Here is a 15,469-nt window from a genome sequence, read left to right as displayed (position 1 = left end):
TTTACGTCTGTATTGAGTCGGGGTTAAGTCTCCTGCCGGTCGGGCAACCTCACGCGCGGTTCGCGCCGGGGTCCGCGTTTCACGAGTGATCGGCGTGCCTCGTCACTTCTTCGTAAATGCGACTGCTGCAACGATGATGATTCCCTTGATGACAAGCTGTAGCGACGAACTCACGCCCAGCAGCACGAGTCCGTTGTTCAGCGTGCCGATGATGAGACTGCCGAGCAGCGTGCCGAGCACGAAACCGCGTCCGCCGAACAGGCTGCATCCGCCGAGCGTGACGGAGGCGATCACGTCGAGTTCGAGTCCTTGCACCACGTCGGGCCGCGCCGCATGCGAGCGCGCGGACAATACCAGCGCCGCAAGTCCGGCCAGCACCCCGGTGAGAATGAACGCGAGGGTGGTCACGCGGCGGATGTCGATGCCCGAGTAGCGCGCGGCCGTCGGATTGCCGCCTGCCGCATAAACCTGGCGGCCGAACACGCTGTAATGCAGCAGCAGAATGCCTGCGATGACCGCAAGTACCGTCCAGATGATGGGCACCGGCACGCCCGCAATATCGCCTTCGCCGAAGATCGAGATGAAGGAGTCGTTGGTGATGATGACCGGCTTCGTGGTCGTGACGAGCAGTGCAAGTCCGCGTGCGGCGCTCAACGAACCCAGCGTCACGAGAAAGGACGGAATGTTCAGGCGCGTGGTCACCAGTCCGTTGATCGCGCCGACGAGCGCGCCCGTGCCGATGCCGGCCACTGCACCGATCAACCAGTGATCGCCGATGTACGCCATCGCGAGCGCGGCGGACATGCCAGATAACGCGAGCGACGACCCGACCGACAAGTCGATCTGCCGCGCGATGATCACGAACGTCATGCCGATGGCGATGATCGACACCAGCGCGGTCTGCCGGCCGATGTTCAGGAAGTTGTCGATCGAGAGAAACCACGGCGACGCGAAACTGAACACCACCAGCAGCACGGCGAACGCGATATAGAGCGCGTACGGCCGGTCGCCTTGCAGCAGCAGTTGCGCGATGCGTCGCGCGCGGCTGCGCGGCGCCGAAGCGGCCTGCCGTTCAGCCGTCAACGGCGAAGCGGAGTCGTTCATGTTGCGTGAGCCCCGTGGGGAGTCCCTTCGCGAGACTCGGTGGATGAGCGGGAAAGTTGCAGCAGGTGATGCAGCGCCTCGGCGTTCGCGAGCGACGCGCGCGCGACGGTCTTGACGATGCGGCCGTCTGCGACGATCGAAATGCGGTCGCACAAGCGCAGTAGTTCATCCAGATCCGAGGACACGACGAGTACGCCGGTGCCGTCGCGCGCCGCCTGATGAATCACGTCGTAGATTTCCTCTCTCGCGCCGACGTCGACACCGACCGTCGGTTCGTCCAGCAGAAGGAGCCTCGGCCGCGGATGGTTCCATTTGGCGAATACGACTTTCTGCTGATTGCCGCCCGACAGGAGTCTGACGGGCGTCGAAGCGCCTGGCGCCTTGACGGAGAACGCCTGCATCGCGGTCTTCGCCTGCGATACCGCGGCCTGGCTGCGCAACCAACCCCAGCGCGAAAACTGCGGCAAGCGCGGCAACGTGAGATTGCGTTCGATCGAATGATCGAGAACCAGCCCTTCAAGATGGCGGTCCTCGGGCACGAGGGCGACGCCGAGCCTGATCGCCTCGGCGGGCTTCAGTTGGGAACACGCTTTACCGTCGATCGCGATGGTGCCGCTCCCGATCGCGCGAAGCCCGAAGATCGTTTCCAGAATCTCGGTGCGTCCGCTGCCGATCAGCCCCGCGAGGCCGTGTATCTCGCCTTGTTCCACGTTCAGATCGACGTCTTGCAGACGGTCGTTACAGACGCTGGACATGTTCAGCGCCGGTGTAGTCGAAGCACTGGCCGCCGCTGAAGCTGGTAGAGACGTTGCCGCGCCGGCCGGCGCACCGGTGCCTTCAACGGCGTTTGCTTTTGCCTGCAAAGCGGCATGCTTCGGCCCGACGATTGCCGCGACGAGTCGTTTCATGTCGGTTTCCGCGACCGGGAACATGCCGGCATTGGCGCCGTCGCGAAACACCGTGACACGCTGCGCGATACGGAACACTTCATTCAGCCGATGTGTGACATAGATCACGCCGACGCCGCGCGCCGTGACCGTGCGAATCGCGTCAAAGAGAATCTGTTCCTCACCGCCGCTTAGCGCCGAAGTGGGTTCATCAAGAATCAGCACGCGCACGTCGCCCATCAGCGCTTTGCAGATTTCGGTCATCTGCCGGTACGCAAAGGGCAGGGCGCCGACCGGTGTGCGCGGATCGAGCGGAATGCCGTGTGACGTGAGAAACGCGCTGACCGTCGCCATCAACTGGCGATTTTTGACGAAGCCGAGGCGGGTGCGAGGTTCGCGCCCGAGCATGAGATTTGCGCCGACCGACAGCGATTCAACGAGGCTCAAGTCCTGATAGACGACTGCGACTCCAGCCTCACGCGATTGCGCGGGCGAGTCGAACACGACCCGCTCGCCGGCAATTTCAATGACGCCTTCGTCGTACGCATGGACGCCGCTGAGTATCTTGATCAGCGTGGATTTGCCCGCTCCGTTTTCGCCCAGCAGCGCGTGGACTTCTCCGGGCAGGACTTCGAGATCGACGCGGCGCAGTGCCTGTACGCCGCCAAACCGCTTGGTGACGCCGGCCACGCGGATCAATGGCGTGCGGAGCGATGAAGCGAGCGCGACCGGTTCACTCATCTGGCTTGTCTCCTTCGTCGGCGCAACCAAATTCTATTTGTGGCTGCCGCGATGCGCCCTAGGTGTGTTGTGATCTTCGCATCATGGATTTGGTGCGTCAATAACATTTGCGGCGTCACACCCCGTCAGATCGTTAAAATGTGATGATCGACGCGTAACGCTTGTGATAATCCTGTCATGCGAGGTAGCATAGACACGAGTCATTCGCCGGCGCCTCGTTGTGCCGTGCACCAAAATTCCGGACGCCTCATGCCTGATCCTTCTTTCTCGCCGTCGTCTTCGGTCGTCGCATTGCGCGGCGGGCCGCTCGTTCATCCGGTACGCAACCCGGGCATGCCGTTCGACGCGTCATGGCTCGACGGTCTGCGCATCAACCAGTCGGCGGTCGAGCGCCGCACGGCGACGCTCGCCACGCGCCGCACCGTCAAGAAAGACGCGCAGGCCGCCTGGCTGCTCAAAGCCGTCACCTGCATCGATCTCACGACACTCAGCGGCGACGACACCGAAGGCCGCGTGCGGCGCCTATGTGCGAAAGCGCGTCAGCCCGTTCGCGCCGACCTTCTCGAAGCGCTCGGCATGACGCCGCAGCGCATCACGACGGGCGCTGTGTGCGTCTATCACCGCTTTGTCGGCGCGGCCGTGGATGCGCTCAAGGGCAGCGGCATTCCGGTCGCGGCGGTGTCGACCGGCTTTCCGGCCGGACTGATTCCGCATCCGCTGAAGCTGAAGGAGATCGAGGCCTCGGTTGCGGACGGCGCGGCGGAGATCGACATCGTCGTCACGCGTGAATATGTTCTCACCGGCAACTGGCAGGCGCTTTACGACGAAGTTCGCGAATTCCGCGCGGCCTGCGGTCCCGCGCATCTGAAAGCCATTCTCGCGACCGGCGACATTCGCACGCTGTCGAACATCGCGCGCGCGTCGATGGTCTGCATGATGGCCGGCGCCGACTTCATCAAGACATCCACTGGCAAGGAAGGCGTGAATGCGACGCTCGACGTGTCGCTCGTCATGGTGCGCATGATCCGCGAATATCACGAGCGCACCGGCGTGCCGATCGGCTTCAAGCCGGCAGGCGGCGTGTCGAGCGCGAAGTCGGTGCTGTCCTATCAGATTCTGATGAAGGAAGAACTCGGCCGCGCCTGGCTCGAACCGGAGCTCTTTCGCATCGGCGCGTCGAGCCTGCTTGCCGACATCGAGCGGCAACTCGAACATCACGTGAGCGGCCGTTATTCCGCTTTCAACCGTCACCCCGTAGCCTGAAGCAGACCACCATGAGCGTAGCGGAGTATTTTTCTTCGATGGATTACGGTCCCGCACCCGAGGACGATCAGCCCGCGCGCCAATGGCTTGCGCAACATGAAGCGCGTTTCGGGCATTTCATCGGCGGCGCGTGGCATGCGCCGGCGAGCGGCGCGCAGTTCGTCTCGCATGCGCCCGCAAGCGGCGAGCGACTCGCCGATATTGCGCAAGGCGACGCGGCCGATATCGACGCCGCGGTAGCCGCCGCGCGCGCGGCGCAGCCGGGCTGGCTGGCGCTCGGCGGCAAGGGGCGCGCGCGGCATCTGTATGCGCTCGCTCGCATGGTGCAGCGGCATAGCCGGCTCTTTGCGGTGCTCGAAGCGCTCGATAACGGCAAGCCGATACGCGAGACGCGCGACCTCGACGTGCCGCTCGTCGCGCGTCACTTCCTGCATCACGCGGGTTGGGCGCAGTTGCAGGACAGCGAGTTCGCGGATCATGCGCCGCTTGGCGTGATCGGCCAGATCGTGCCGTGGAATTTTCCGCTGCTGATGCTCGCATGGAAGATCGCACCCGCTATTGCAACGGGCAATTGCGTCGTGTTGAAGCCGGCCGAATACACGCCGCTGACCGCGCTCCTGTTCGCCGAACTCGCGCATCAGGCCGGCCTGCCGGCAGGCGTGCTGAACGTCGTCACCGGCGACGGGTCGACGGGCGCAGCGTTGGTCGAGCATCCGCAAGTCGACAAGATTGCGTTCACCGGTTCGACCGAGGTTGGCAAGCTGATCCGCTCGGTCACGGCGGGCTCGGGCAAATCGCTGACGCTCGAACTCGGCGGCAAATCGCCATTCATCGTGTTCGACGACGCCGACCTCGACGGTGCGGTCGAAGGCGTGGTCGACGCCATCTGGTTCAACCAGGGGCAAGTTTGCTGCGCGGGCTCCCGATTGCTGGTACAGGAAGGCATCGAGGCACGCTTCATCGCAAAGCTCAAGCGCCGCATGGAGACACTGCGTGTGGGTCCGTCGCTCGACAAGAGCATCGACATGGGCGCGATCGTCGATCCGGTGCAACTGGAGCGGATTCACTCGCTCGTCGAAACCGGGCGGCGCGAAGGTTGCGCGATCTGGCAGGCAGCGGATACCGCGTTGCCCGCCAACGGCTGCTTTTATCCGCCAACGCTCGTCACTAACGTTGCGCCCGCATCCACTCTTGCACAGGAAGAGATCTTCGGTCCCGTGCTCGTCACGATGAGCTTTCGCACGCCCGACGAAGCGATCGCGCTCGCCAACAATTCACGCTATGGGCTCGCCGCCAGCGTGTGGAGCGAAACGATCGGCCGCGCGCTCGACGTCGCGCCGCGGCTCGCGGCGGGCGTCGTCTGGGTCAACGCGACGAACCTGTTCGACGCGGCCGTCGGTTTTGGCGGGTATCGCGAATCGGGCTATGGCCGCGAGGGCGGACGTGAGGGCATTCACGAATATCTGAAACCGCGTGCGTGGCTCAATCTTCCGAAGCGCCAGCCGGTTAGCGCGGCGACGAATGCGAGCGACGATCGTCAGGTTTCGAACCTTGCGTTGATCGACCGCACGGCCAAGCTCTTTATTGGCGGCAAGCAGGTGCGTCCGGACAGCGGCTATTCGTTGCCGGTTCATGCGCCCGATGGAACGCGGGTTGGCGAAGTGGGCGAGGGCAACCGCAAGGACATTCGCAACGCGGTGCAAGCGGCGCGCGCGGCGCAAAAGTGGTCGCAGGCGAGCACGCATAACCGTGCGCAGGTGCTGTTCTATCTTGCGGAGAATCTGGCGGTGCGGGCAGACGAATTCGCGCATCAACTGACGGTGCGAAACGGCGCGACGGATGCCGCGGCGCATGCGGAGGTGGAAGCCTCGGTCACGCGTCTCTTCACCTACGCGGCGTGGGCCGACAAGTTCGATGGCGCGGTGCATACGCCGCCGCTGCGAGGTGTTGCGCTGGCCATGCACGAGCCGCTCGGCGTGATCGGCATCGCATGTCCGGACGAGGCGCCGTTGCTTGCTTTCGTTTCGCTCGCGGCGCCGGCGCTGGCAATGGGCAACCGCGTGGTGGTGCTGCCGGGCGAGGCGTGTCCGCTCGCGGTGACGGACTTTTATCAGGTCGTCGAGACGTCCGACGTGCCCGGCGGCGTAGTGAACATCGTCACGGGCAAACGGGAAGCGCTGCTGCCGGCGCTCGCCCGGCACGACGACGTGGACGCGGTATGGTGCTTCGGCAGCGCGGCGGATGCGACGCTGATCGAGCGTGAGTCGGTCGGCAACCTGAAGCGCACCTTCACCGACTACGGCCGCCAGTTCGACTGGTTCGACCGTGCAAGCGAAGGCCTGCCGTTTCTGCGTCAGGCCGTGCAGGTGAAGAACATCTGGATACCGTACGGAGACTGACCGCGCAGCCAAATGCACGCCAACCAGAAAATGGAGGAGACAACGTGCTGAACACTCATTACCTGCTGTTGAAGAACGAGATGGTGCGGCACGCGCCGCATCGCGCTGCGATGAACACCTCGCAAGGAGGGCTGCGTTCATGAGCTCGCAGCCACAACAGAGCGGACGTGTCGTCATTCTCGGCATCTACGTGACCGATCTGACGTTTCGCGCGGCGCGCATGCCGCTCGTCGGCGAGACCATTGCCGGCTCCGCATTTGCTATGGGGCCAGGCGGCAAGGGCTCGAACCAGGCAGTCGCCGCGGCACGCGCGGGCGCGGAGGTCGTGTTCTGCACGCGCATCGGCAACGACGCATTCGGCTCCATTGCACAAGCAACATGGGCGCGCGAAGGCATCACGGCGCGCGCCTCGGTGGTCGAAGGCGTCTCCACAGGGGCCGCGCATATCTTCGTCGACGACACCACCGGCATGAACGCCATTATCGTTGCCGCGGGCGCGGCGGGGACGCTGAGCGCGGCCGACGTCGATGCCATCGAAGCCGATATAGCGGGCTCGCGCGTCTTCGTCACGCAACTCGAACAGCCGCTGGCGGCCGCGCGGCGCGGACTGGAAGTGGCACGCAAGCATGGTGTCACGACCGTCTTCAACCCTGCGCCTGCATTGCCGCTCGACGACGACATCTTCCCGTTGTGCGACTACATCACGCCGAACGAAACCGAAGCCGCCGCGCTGACGGGCGTGCCGATCGCGAACGTCGACGATGCCCGGCGTGCAGCCGACGTATTGCTCGCGAAAGGCGTCGGCACCGTGATCGTGACGCTCGGCGAGGGCGGCGCGTTGCTGCATGATGCGACCCAATCGATATGGTTGCCTGCGTTCCGGTGCGGTGCGGTGGTCGAAACCGCCGGCGCGGGCGACGGCTTCACAGGCGGCTTTGCGGCCGCTCTCGCGCGCGGCGAGGATGCGATTTCCGCCATGCGTTTCGGCTGCGCGCTCGCAGGCATATCCGTCACGCGCGCGGGCACGGCGCCTTCAATGCCGACGCTCGCCGAAGTGAACCGTGTACTGAGCGAGTCGGCTCAGGCAGCGCAGGCTTCGTAATCATTCGTGCAGTGTCAGGGAGATCGTCAGCGCCATGAAGTCTTCGTTTGCTGCGGGAAAACTGTTCGCCGACCGGCAACTGAATTTTCTGCTGATCGTCAACGTGCTCGTCGTGCTGGTCGCGACGTGGCTCTCGCGCGGCCAGTTTGTAGACATCGACAATCTTCAGTCGATGGGCGGCCAACTGCCGGAACTCGGCTTGCTCGCGCTCGGCATCATGCTCTCGATGGTGTCGGGCAACGGCGGCATCGACCTGTCCGGTGTCGGGCTCGCGAACCTGTCGGGCATGGTCGCCGCGATGCTCGTGCCGCGCCTCGTCAACGGTGACGATTCGCCGGTGCTGTACACGTCGCTCTTCTGCGCGATCGTGCTCATGATGGGGCTGCTCGGCGGCCTGCTCAACGGCGTGGTGATCGCGCGCCTCAGACTCACACCGATTCTTTGCACGCTCGGCACGCAGTTGCTGTTTACCGGCTTTGCGGTTGTGATCAGCAACGGCGCGTCGGTGCATGTCGATTATGTCGAGCCCTTGTCGGATATCGGCAACGGCACCGTGTTGCAGGTGCCGATTGCGTTCTGCATCTTTCTTGCCGCAGTGATCGTTCTCGGGTGGCTGCTCAAGCGCAGTCCATTCGGCTTGCGACTCTATCTGATGGGCACGAATCCGAAGGCCGCGTTCTACGCGGGCATTCCGCGCGCGCGCATGCTGATCACCACTTACGCGATGTGCGGCGTGCTGGCTTCGCTCGCCGGCCTGATCAGCGCGACGCATACGTCCAGCGCGAAGTGGGACTACGGCAACTCGTATCTGCTGATCGCCATCCTGATTGCGGTGATGGGCGGCGTGAATCCGGCAGGCGGCCATGGTCGCATTATCTGCGTGTTCTTCGCGGCGACGGTGCTGCAGTTTCTGTCGAGCCTCTTCAATCTGCTGGGCGTGTCGCAGTTTTTCGGCGACTGCGCCTGGGGCTTCTTGCTGCTGCTGTCGCTGGCGTTCGCGGGCGGTGAACGCGTGCGGGCGATCTTCGGTCTGGGCGGCGGAGGAGGCTCCACCCAGCCCGCGAAGCCCCCGGCTTCCGGCAGTGCGGGCGCGACGCAGAGGCGGTAGCGCAGAGCGGGTTTTCGGTAAAGGCGGACAGGTTGCCCTGCCTGTTCGCGACGGCTGACACGGCCAGCACGGGCGACATCGAACGATAAAGGAGACTTTGCATGAAATTGACTCGACTGGGCGCCGCGCTCGCAGCAGCCGCTCTTACGGTGGGCGTGATCGCCGCGGCGCAGGCCGCGACCAACGAGACGATTGTCACGGTCGTCAAGGTGACGGGTATCAACTGGTTCAACCGGATGGACGAAGGCGTCAAGGAGTTCGCGAAGGACAACCCCGGCGTGACCGCGTATCAGACGGGCCCAGGCCGGGCGGACGCGGCGCAGCAACTGAAGATCATCGAAGACCTGATCGCGAAGAAAGTGAACGCGATCGCCGTCGTCCCCTACGATCCGCCGACGCTCGAACCGGCGCTGAAGAAGGCGATGGATCGCGGCATCAAGGTGGTCACGCATGAAGCGGACAACGCGAAGAACACGATGGTCGACATCGAGGCTTTCGACAACACCGCTTATGGCGCCGGTCTGAATGAACGCCTTGCTTCGTGCATGCACAACGAGGGCAAGTGGGCGGTGCTGGTCGGCTCGCTCGGTAGCCGCTCGCAGGTCCAATGGGCCGACGGCGGCATCGGCAACGCGAAGGCCAAATACGCGAAGATGAATCTGGTCGAGCCGAAACTCGAAACCAACAACGACGGCGAGCGCGCCTATGAAGTCGCAAAAGAAGTACTGCGCAAGCATCCGGACCTGAAGGGCTTCCAGGGGTCGTCGTCGCTGGATGTGATCGGCATTGGCCGTGCGGTCGAAGAAGCGGGCATGCAGGGCAAGATCTGCGTGTACGGTACGGGTCTGCCGACCGAGGCCGGCAAGTTCCTCGAAAGCGGCGCGATCAACGGCATTGCGTTCTGGGATCCCAAGCTCGCCGGCATTGCGATGAACAAGGTCGCGAAGATGCTGGTGGACGGCAAGACCGTGGAGAACGGCGCGGATCTCGGCATTCCTGGCTACACGAAGGTGACGGTCGCGAAGGGCCCCGGCAAGGGCATCATCGTGCGCGGCCAGGGCTGGGTGAATGTCGACAAGTCGAACTACAAGCAGTATCCGTTCTGATTCCGTTGTTCACTTCGGGGCGCGTCCGGTGGGCGCGCCCCGGCACCGCGACCGATCATCATGAATCAACAAGACGTATCTTCCGCGCCGTTGTCGCAACCTTTCCTGGAAGTGGTCGGCGTGCATAAGCGCTTTACCGGCGTACATGCATTGCGTGGCGTGAGTCTCTCTTTCCAGCGCGGGCAGATCTATCACCTGCTCGGTGAAAACGGCTGCGGCAAGAGCACGCTGATCAAGATCATTTCCGGCGCGCAACCGCCGGACGAGGGCCAACTGGTTATCGAAGGCGTGCCGCACGCGCGGCTGTCCGCGCTCGAAGCGCTCGCCGCCGGCATCGAAACCGTATATCAGGATCTCTCGCTGCTGCCCAACATGAGCGTCGCCGAAAACGTCGCGCTCACGTCGGAGCTTGCGACACACGAAGGACGGCTCGCGCGTACCTTCGATCGCCGCGTGCTCGCCGCCACCGCCGCGCGCGCGCTCGAAGCCGTGGGCCTGCCCGGCAACAGCGAGTTTCAATCGACGCTGATCGAGCAATTGCCGCTTGCAACGCGCCAGCTCGTCGCCATTGCCCGCGCGATTGCGAGCGAGGCGAAGTTCGTCGTCATGGACGAGCCCACTACGTCGCTCACGCAAAAAGAAGTCGACAATCTGATCGCAGTGCTCGCGAACCTCCGCGCGCAAGGCGTCACGGTGCTGTTCGTGAGTCACAAACTCGACGAGTGCTACGCGATCGGCGGCGAAGTGATCGTGTTGCGCGACGGACAGAAAATGGCGCAAGGGCCCATTGCTGAGTTCACCAAGGCGCAGATCAGCGAACTGATGACGGGCCGCCATCTGTCGAATGAACGTTACCGCGAGAGCGCGCATGCGCAGGACATCGTGCTCGACGTGCGCGGCTTCACGCGCGCGGGGCAGTTCAGCGACGTCTCTTTCAAGCTGCACGGTGGCGAGATTCTCGGCGTGACCGGGCTGCTCGATTCCGGGCGCAACGAGCTTGCGCGCGCGCTGGCGGGCGTCGCACCGGCGCAATCGGGCGACGTGCTGCTCGACGGGCAGCAGATCGCGCTGCGCACGCCTTCCGACGCGAAGCGACATCGCATCGGCTATGTGCCCGAAGACCGCTTGAACGAGGGCCTTTTTCTCGACAAGCCGATTCGCGACAACGTGATCACCGCGATGATTTCGAGCCTGCGCGACCGCTTCGGCCAGATCGACCGCACGCGCGCTCAAGCACTCGCCGAACAGACCGTGAAGGAGTTGCAGATCGCAACGCCTGGCGTCGACAAACCGGTGCAGTCACTGTCGGGCGGCAATCAGCAACGCGTGCTGATCGGCCGCTGGCTCGCCATCGACCCGCGCGTGCTGATTCTGCATGGACCGACTGTGGGCGTGGACGTGGGCTCCAAGGACATCATTTACCGGATCATGCAGCGGCTGTCGCAACGCGGTATAGGCATCATTCTGATCAGCGACGACTTGCCCGAACTACTCCAGAACTGCGACCGCATTCTGATGATGAAGAAGGGCCGTGTGGCCGCCGAATATCGCGCCGACGAACTAAGCGAAGCCGATCTGTATCACGCGCTGCTTTCCGAAGCGGCATAGAGGACGTCAACCGCCATGAACTCGCGCATCCCGTCGCGCATCGATCCGCGCACCGACCCGCCCAGCGCATCGCCAATGAAGCAGACCATGACCACTCCCACCGTCGTCGAAATCGCGCCGAGCGTCGAAGCGCCAGGATTGCGCACGCGGCTCGCGCGCAACCCCGAGTGGTTTACCGTTGCGCTGATCGTGGTGACGTGCCTGATCGTCGGCGCAATCAATCCACGATTTTTCCAGTTCGCAACGCTGTTCGACCTGCTGCATTCGGCGACCACGATGTCACTGTTCGCGCTCGGCACGCTCGTCGTGCTCGCATCTGGCGGCATCGACGTGTCGTTCACCGCGATCGCCGCGCTGACCATGTACGGCATCACGAAAGCCGTGTTCGCCTGGTGGCCGGACGCGCCGTTCGCACTGATCCTCGTCACCGGCGCGCTCGGCGGCGTCGTGCTCGGCATGGTGAACGGACTGCTCGTGCATCGGCTGAAAGCGCCTTCGCTGATCGTCACGATCGGCACGCAATATCTCTATCGCGGGCTTTTGCTGACGTTCATCGGCACGACGTTCTTCATGAACATTCCGCACAGCATGGATCGATTCGGACGCATTCCGCTGTTTTTCTATCACACCGCGGACGGCTTGCGCGCGGTGCTGCCCGTGTCGGTTCTCGCGCTGGTCGCGGCCGCGGTCGTCACATGGTGGCTGCTGAATCGCACGATGATGGGCCGCGCCGTCTATGCGATGGGCGGCTCGCTCGCGATTGCGGAGCGGCTCGGCTACAACCTGCGCGCGATCCATCTGTTCGTGTTCGGTTATACAGGCATGCTCGCGGGCATCGCGGGCATTTTGCACGTGTCGAACAACCGCCTCGCGAATCCGTTTGATCTGGTGGGCTCCGAACTCGACGTGATCGCCGCAGTCATTCTCGGCGGCGCCCGCATTACAGGCGGCACGGGTACGGTGGTGGGAACGCTGCTAGGTGTGGTGCTGGTCACGCTCATCAAGAGCGTGCTGATTCTCGTCGGCGTACCGAGCACCTGGCAAAAGGTGATTATCGGCGCGTTTATTCTGCTTGCCGGGACGCTCTTCGCGTTGCAACGCAAGCGCTGAGCGTCTTTTGGCTGGACACGCGCTGCGCTTCTCATGTATCGAAGCGCAGCGCTGTAAGTGAGAACGTAAGTGAAAACGCAACGGACGCATAACGAGACGTAACGTGTGCGTTATCTGCGCTTGCGGTGCTCCTGGCCGCGTTCGGTGATGATCGAATCGAAGTCGTCCACCTGCGAGAACCGCACGGCTTTGACGACGCCGAACTTGCTCATGTCCACCACCAGGTGCCGTTCGACGGCGCTCGCCATTGCGGCCTGCTTCAACGCGACTTCGTGAAAATTCCAGCACGTGACGCCGCGCGCGGGGTCCACGCCGCCTGCTGAAATAAACGCCTTGTTGATGCCCATGCGGCGCAGCATCTCCAGGCTTTCCTCGCCCGCAAACGAATCCGACGAAGGCACGTACACGCCGCCTAGCAGGATCATCCGCACATTCGGTTTGCGCCGCAAAATCTCCGCCACGTTCAACGAATAGCAGACCACTGTGACATGTCGCTCGGGCGGAATGAGCCGCGCGAGCGTGGTGAGCGTCGTGCCGCAGTCGATAAAAAGCGTTTCGTTGTTGCCGATAAGCCCCGCGGCGATCGACGACGCCTCCGCCTTGGCCTGCGCGAAGTGGTCCTTTTCCTGTTCGAGCGAATAGCCGGCGTTGTTCGGCACGTCGGTCGCGCTGACGATGTAGCCGCCGAGATACGTGAAGCGATCCGAGTTGGCCGCGATGTCGCGGCGCACCGTCATTTCGGACACGCCCAGCAAAGCCGCGGCGTCGCGCAGACGCATCACGTTTTGCCTCGTCAAGGCATCGGCGAGAGCGCGAAGACGATCGGGTTTCGGCATGGGAATCCTGGCGCGTGGGCAGTGTGAGCGGCGTTATATTTGAATCAGAACTGCTGAAAGAATTATAACAACTGGCCGGTGCTACGGCGAGCGCGCAAGCGCGCGAGTCGGTGTGAATCCTGGCGAGTGTTTGCGAGCATCTGCGACTCGAGGCGTCGAGCCTCACCGGTTAACACATGGGAACGTGCTTTGCTGCGTCACGGGCGCGGCCGCCGCGTGGCGCGCGTGGGTGGACTCACAACCCCGACTCACAACCCGTATGGAGATTGCAATGTCAGGCTTACCGGTCGAACCGACAGTAGAGGACCGAATTCGCAAGCGCGCGTATGAGTTGTGGGAGAGCGACGGCTCGCCCGAAGGGCGGCCCGACGATTACTGGCTGCGCGCGCAGGCACAGATCGAAGCGGAAGGCGACGCGGGCGACGCCGAGCCGCCGATTGCGGCGGAACAGTCGGGCAAGGGCCGACGCGCGGCGGAAGCAATCGACGACGAGAGCGCGGAAACATTGGACACCGCGCAGCCCCCAACCTCCGCGAAGACGCGCGGCAACGGCAGCGCGAAGCGCGGCTAGCGCGGCACAACCACTACACGCGGGAGAAGACATCATGGACTTCGAATATGGAGGCTGCATCGTTCACGTCACGGCAGGCGTTGACGACGGCGCGATCGTCGCGCAGGCGAGGATCGAAGTGACGGAAGGCGCCGTGAGTTCGAGCGACGATACGCACGATATGGAGTTTCATCGCGATTTCGTCGACGAGCATGAGGCGATCGAGTTCGCGCGCGAACGGGCGACGGACTGGATCGACGAGCATGTCGAGCGAGTGGAGCCCGCGTCGCCCGCCGACGGCTACAGCGGCCCAATCGCCTAGCTGCCCGTTACCCGCCACAACGTTTAAATTTCATCGCCGACCGGTACATTTTTCCAACGACGACGATCTTCCAACGACGACAATCGCGGCGGCTCACACGCGACATTGCCGGGCATGCGCGATGCGGCGCGCTACGCATCGGTTCGTCGAGCGGAGCAACGCATGCGCATCGCCCAGGTGTCACCGTTGTACGAGCGAGTGCCGCCCGTCGCTTATGGCGGCGTCGAAAGGGTGGTGGCATGGCTGGTGGACGGCCTTGTCTCCCTGGGCCACGACGTCACGCTGTTTGCAACCGGCGATTCCCGCACCAGGGCACGACTCGTCTCGGGCAGCGATTGTGCGATTCGCCTGATTGAAGATACGGCCGACGCGCAGGCGTTTCACTTCGCGATGCTCGAGGAAGTGGTACGGCGCGCGGATGACTTCGACCTCGTCCATTTTCACACCGACTACACGAGCTTTCCATTCGCGCGGCGATTGGGATGCGCGTCGCTAACCATCTTGCACTGGCGACTCGACGTACCCGGCTTGAGCGCGCTATACCACCAGTTCGCCGACATGCCGGTGGTGTCGATTTCCGAGGCGCAGCGCGCGCCGCTTCCGTGGCTTGACTGGCGCGCGACCGTCCATCATGGCTTGCCCGCCGATCTGCTGCGCTTTCATGAAGAGCCAGGCGATTACGTGGCGTTTCTCGGTCGCATCTCGCCGGCCAAGCGGCCCGACCGCGCAATAGAAATCGCGCGGCGCGCGGGCCTGCCCTTACGCATCGCCGCCAAAATCGCCCACGATGACCGTGAGTATTTCGAGCAGGAGATTGCGAGCCTCTTCGAGTTGCCGCACGTCGAGTATTGCGGGGAAGTCGACGACGCGCGCAAAAACGACTTTCTCGGGCAGGCACGCGCGTTACTGTTCCCCATCGACTGGCCCGAGCCATTCGGCCTCGTGATGATCGAAGCGCTCGCCTGCGGCACGCCCGTGATCGCGTTCAACAACGGCGCCGCGCCGGAAATAGTCGAACACGGCGTGACCGGTTTCCTTGTCGATTCCGTCGACGAAGCAGTGGCCGCGCTCGCGGAAATCGACACGATCGAGCGCGCTGCATGCCGGGCGGCATTCGAGCGCCGCTTCACCGTCGAGCGGATGGTCGATCAGTACTCGCGCATTTACGAAGCGATGCTGCGCAGCACTCGCGGCGCGCAATCCGGGCAGACTGACTGAAGCAAGCCGAAACGAAACAGCGAAACAGCGAAACAGCGAAACAGCGAAACAGCGAAACAGCGAAACAGCGAAACAGCGAAACAGCGAAACAGCGAAACAGCGAAACAGCGAAACA

Annotated in this window: 13 protein-coding genes; 10 read left to right on the top strand and 3 right to left on the bottom strand. The window is 63.5% G+C overall.

Annotation, left to right across the window (positions count from 1 at the left end):
• Window positions 1-102: 102 nt before the first annotated feature.
• Window positions 103-1,104, bottom strand: a complete 1,002-nt coding sequence (locus J2W46_RS24195) for an ABC transporter permease (protein WP_087754576.1) — start codon at window positions 1,102-1,104, stop codon at window positions 103-105.
• Entirely contained in the window at window positions 1,101-2,732 is a 1,632-nt protein-coding gene (locus J2W46_RS24190) for a sugar ABC transporter ATP-binding protein (protein ID WP_310356859.1), read from the bottom strand. Before J2W46_RS24190 ends, J2W46_RS24195 begins: the two co-directional genes overlap by 4 nt.
• A 249-nt stretch (window positions 2,733-2,981) precedes the next feature.
• Between J2W46_RS24190 and deoC the strand changes: the two genes are divergently transcribed.
• From deoC to J2W46_RS24155, 7 genes are all read left to right on the top strand, one after another.
• Complete coding sequence (deoC, locus tag J2W46_RS24185; protein ID WP_087754578.1) at window positions 2,982-3,995, top strand: deoxyribose-phosphate aldolase; 1,014 nt, start codon at window positions 2,982-2,984, stop codon at window positions 3,993-3,995.
• A gap of 11 nt (window positions 3,996-4,006) precedes the next feature.
• Window positions 4,007-6,394: an aldehyde dehydrogenase family protein gene (locus J2W46_RS24180; RefSeq protein WP_310356856.1), complete on the top strand. Its 2,388-nt coding sequence runs from the start codon at window positions 4,007-4,009 to the stop codon at window positions 6,392-6,394.
• Between the two features lie 139 nt (window positions 6,395-6,533).
• Window positions 6,534-7,496 carry a ribokinase gene (rbsK, locus tag J2W46_RS24175; protein ID WP_310065130.1) on the top strand — a complete coding sequence of 321 codons (963 nt, stop codon included), beginning with the start codon at window positions 6,534-6,536 and terminating at the stop codon, window positions 7,494-7,496.
• Between the two features lie 34 nt (window positions 7,497-7,530).
• Window positions 7,531-8,604 (top strand): ABC transporter permease, encoded by a 1,074-nt coding sequence (locus J2W46_RS24170; protein WP_020066134.1) that lies wholly within the window; start codon window positions 7,531-7,533, stop codon window positions 8,602-8,604.
• A 101-nt stretch (window positions 8,605-8,705) separates the two neighbouring features.
• Window positions 8,706-9,710, top strand: a complete 1,005-nt coding sequence (locus J2W46_RS24165) for an autoinducer 2 ABC transporter substrate-binding protein (protein WP_020066133.1) — start codon at window positions 8,706-8,708, stop codon at window positions 9,708-9,710.
• A 60-nt stretch (window positions 9,711-9,770) separates the two neighbouring features.
• Window positions 9,771-11,318 (top strand): sugar ABC transporter ATP-binding protein, encoded by a 1,548-nt coding sequence (locus J2W46_RS24160; protein WP_310356844.1) that lies wholly within the window; start codon window positions 9,771-9,773, stop codon window positions 11,316-11,318.
• Window positions 11,319-11,393: 75 nt separating this feature from the next.
• On the top strand, window positions 11,394-12,428 hold the full coding sequence (locus J2W46_RS24155; RefSeq protein ID WP_087754723.1) for an ABC transporter permease: 1,035 nt from the start codon (window positions 11,394-11,396) through the stop codon (window positions 12,426-12,428).
• Window positions 12,429-12,538: 110 nt separating this feature from the next.
• Here J2W46_RS24155 and J2W46_RS24150 read toward each other — a convergent pair whose 3' ends face one another.
• Window positions 12,539-13,264 (bottom strand): DeoR/GlpR family DNA-binding transcription regulator, encoded by a 726-nt coding sequence (locus tag J2W46_RS24150; RefSeq protein WP_020066130.1) that lies wholly within the window; start codon window positions 13,262-13,264, stop codon window positions 12,539-12,541.
• A 271-nt stretch (window positions 13,265-13,535) separates the two neighbouring features.
• Between J2W46_RS24150 and J2W46_RS24145 the strand changes: the two genes are divergently transcribed.
• The 3 genes from J2W46_RS24145 (at window position 13,536) to J2W46_RS24135 (ending at window position 15,354) form a co-directional block, all read left to right on the top strand.
• The gene (locus J2W46_RS24145; protein ID WP_310356839.1) at window positions 13,536-13,835 is read left to right on the top strand and encodes a DUF2934 domain-containing protein; all 300 of its coding nucleotides are present in this window, start codon (window positions 13,536-13,538) and stop codon (window positions 13,833-13,835) included.
• A gap of 34 nt (window positions 13,836-13,869) precedes the next feature.
• Complete coding sequence (locus J2W46_RS24140) at window positions 13,870-14,136, top strand: hypothetical protein (RefSeq protein WP_020066128.1); 267 nt, start codon at window positions 13,870-13,872, stop codon at window positions 14,134-14,136.
• A gap of 162 nt (window positions 14,137-14,298) precedes the next feature.
• Window positions 14,299-15,354: a glycosyltransferase family 4 protein gene (locus J2W46_RS24135; protein WP_310356836.1), complete on the top strand. Its 1,056-nt coding sequence runs from the start codon at window positions 14,299-14,301 to the stop codon at window positions 15,352-15,354.
• Window positions 15,355-15,469 lie beyond the last annotated feature (115 nt).

The organism is Paraburkholderia strydomiana (assembly GCF_031456815.1).
GTDB classification, from domain to species: Bacteria; Pseudomonadota; Gammaproteobacteria; order Burkholderiales; family Burkholderiaceae; genus Paraburkholderia; species Paraburkholderia caledonica.
The sequence above is the reverse complement of the archived record's forward strand: the minus strand, read 5'-3'. Positions and strand labels throughout refer to the sequence as shown.